This is a genomic window from Myxacorys chilensis (assembly GCF_059505265.1).
Genome location: NZ_JCACKG010000004.1, coordinates 1 through 2,205, shown reverse-complemented (window position 1 = coordinate 2,205; position 2,205 = coordinate 1). Strand labels below are relative to the sequence as shown.

The window sequence follows — 2,205 nt, the reverse complement described above, 5'->3', positions numbered from 1 at the left end:
CGAGCCATGGCCGCGGCCTGCTCGAGCAGCGCCCTGACCCGTGCGGCCAGCGCCGGGTCCCCGGTGGCCAGGATGCGCCCGGCGAGGAGCCCGGCGTTGCGGGCGCTGCCGATCCCGACGGTGGCGACCGGGACGCCGGCGGGCATCTGCACGATCGAGAGCAACGAGTCGAGCCCGTCGAGGTGGCGCAGGGGCACCGGGACCCCGATGACGGGGAGCTCGGTGAGCGCGGCCAGCATCCCGGGGAGGTGGGCGGCGCCGCCGGCCCCGGCGATGATGACCCGAAGGCCTCGCCCTGCCGCGCCACGGGCGTAGTCGGCCATGCCCTCGGGCGTCCGGTGCGCCGACACCACCCGGACCTCGTGGGCGATGCCCAGCTCCTCGAGAGCCGTCGCCGCGCCGTGCATCACCTCGAGGTCCGAGGCGCTGCCCATCACCACGCCGACCGACGGGGCGGTCATCGGGGCAGACCCGCGGCCAGCGCGGCGGTCGCCCGGTGGGTCACCCGGCGAGCCTCGGCCGGTGTCGCCCCGGTGGCGGTGATGTGCCCCAGCTTCCGGCCCGGCCGGGGCTCCTTGCCGTAGCGGTGGACGTGGGCCCCGGGGACGGCGAGCGCGCCTCGGATGTGGTTGAAGGGGTCGCTGCCGTCGGGTCGGCCGATCACGTTGACCATCGAGGCGGCCGGGACGACGGCGTGGGTGGCACCGAGGGGGAGGTCGAGGACGGCACGCAGGTGGTTCTCGAACTGCGACGTGGCGCACGCCTCGATCGTGCAGTGCGCCGAGTTGTGCGTGCGGACCGCGAGCTCGTTGAGGAGCAGCCCGTCGTCGGTCGTGAAGAGCTCCACCGCCATGGCCCCCACTAGCCCGACGGCGTCGGCGATCCGCACGGCGAGCTGCCGGGCCTCGGCGTCGAGGCGGGGCCCGACGGCCGCCGGCAGCACGACCTCGTGGCACTGGGCGTCGCGCTGGACCGTCTCCACCGGCGGGTACGCCACGGTCTCGCCCGACCACGAGCGCACCACCATCACGGCGAGCTCGGGGTCGAACCACAGGTGGGGCTCGACGAGGAGCGGCCGCCGCTGCTCCACGACGACGGCGTCGACCTCCCCGGGCCCCGCCACCGTCCACACCCCTCGCCCGTCGTAGCCGCCGGTGGGCGCCTTCAGCACCAGGGGCCACCCGTGGCGCTCGGCGAAGGCGTCGATCTCGGCTGCCTCCGAGGCGAGGGTCCACGGGGCCATCGGCACCGCGTGGTCGCCGAGGAACAGCCGGGCGCGCGCCTTGTCCTGGCCCATGCGTGCCGCGGTGGCGCCGGGCGCCACCCGGTGGCCGAGGCCGGTGAGGCGCTCGATGAGCCCGGCCGGTGTGCGCTCGTGGTCCACGGTCACGACGTCGCAGCGCCCCGCCAGGCGCTCGAGCGCGTCCAGGTCGTCCGGACTGCCCGGGCAGTGGGCGGCGCCGGCGGCGACGGCCGGAGCTCGGCCGTCCTCGCACAGCACGACCACGTCGACGCCCAGCGGGATGGCCGCGTGGTGGAGCATCCGGGCCAGCTGGCCGCCCCCGATGATGCCGACGGTGGCCGTCATCCGACGTCCTGCAACGCCGATGCGGAGGCGTCGGGCGCGACCGGGTCGAGGTCACGAGCTGCCCACCCGTCCGCTGTGCGCTGCTGCCACCCGGCACCGGGCCCGGAACGGGCCACGAGGAGGATCCAGCCGTTGGCGACGAGCTGGCGGAGCGTCGTGGAGGCCGCGAGCGTCGCGTCGATGTGGTCGGTCCGGCCCTCCACGACGGCGAGGAGCCGGACCGGCTCGTGGAGGAGGCGTGCGCCGGCGCGGACCGATTGTCGGGGCAGGCCGCGCCGCAGGTCGCCGCCGGGGCCGCTCAGCACCCCCACGTCGCCCACCACGTTGTGGACGGCCTTCGAGCCCGATCCGAACACCTCGGGATCGGTCGTGGAGAACAGGTACTGGGCGTTGATCCACTGGGCGACCACGAGCGGCGCGGTGAGGATCCCGGCGAGGCGGGTGCCGTCGACATCGGCCGTCGCGTCGTAGGTGTGCAGGAACACCCGGCCCCCCAGGTCGAGGTGGGCGGTGAGCGAGCGAGGACCGACCACGAACGCCGCGTTCCCGGCGAGACCGAGCTCGGCCACGGGCTCGGCCCAGTCGCGGTTGCGCCGACGGGTGGTGCGGACCTTCGT

General features: G+C 75.6%; 3 protein-coding genes. All 3 read right to left on the bottom strand.

Going from position 1 to position 2,205, the window contains the following annotated elements:
• A partial coding sequence (gene purE / locus AC5JLB_RS00195; protein ID WP_495871842.1) for a 5-(carboxyamino)imidazole ribonucleotide mutase occupies nucleotides 1-461 on the bottom strand: 461 nt, incomplete at its 3' end.
• The gene (gene purK / locus AC5JLB_RS00190) at nucleotides 458-1,588 is read right to left on the bottom strand and encodes a 5-(carboxyamino)imidazole ribonucleotide synthase (protein WP_495871841.1); all 1,131 of its coding nucleotides are present in this window, start codon (nucleotides 1,586-1,588) and stop codon (nucleotides 458-460) included. The genes purE and purK, both read right to left, overlap by 4 nt.
• A partial coding sequence (locus tag AC5JLB_RS00185) for a putative inorganic carbon transporter subunit DabA (protein WP_495871840.1) occupies nucleotides 1,585-2,205 on the bottom strand: 621 nt, incomplete at its 5' end. The genes AC5JLB_RS00185 and purK, both read right to left, overlap by 4 nt.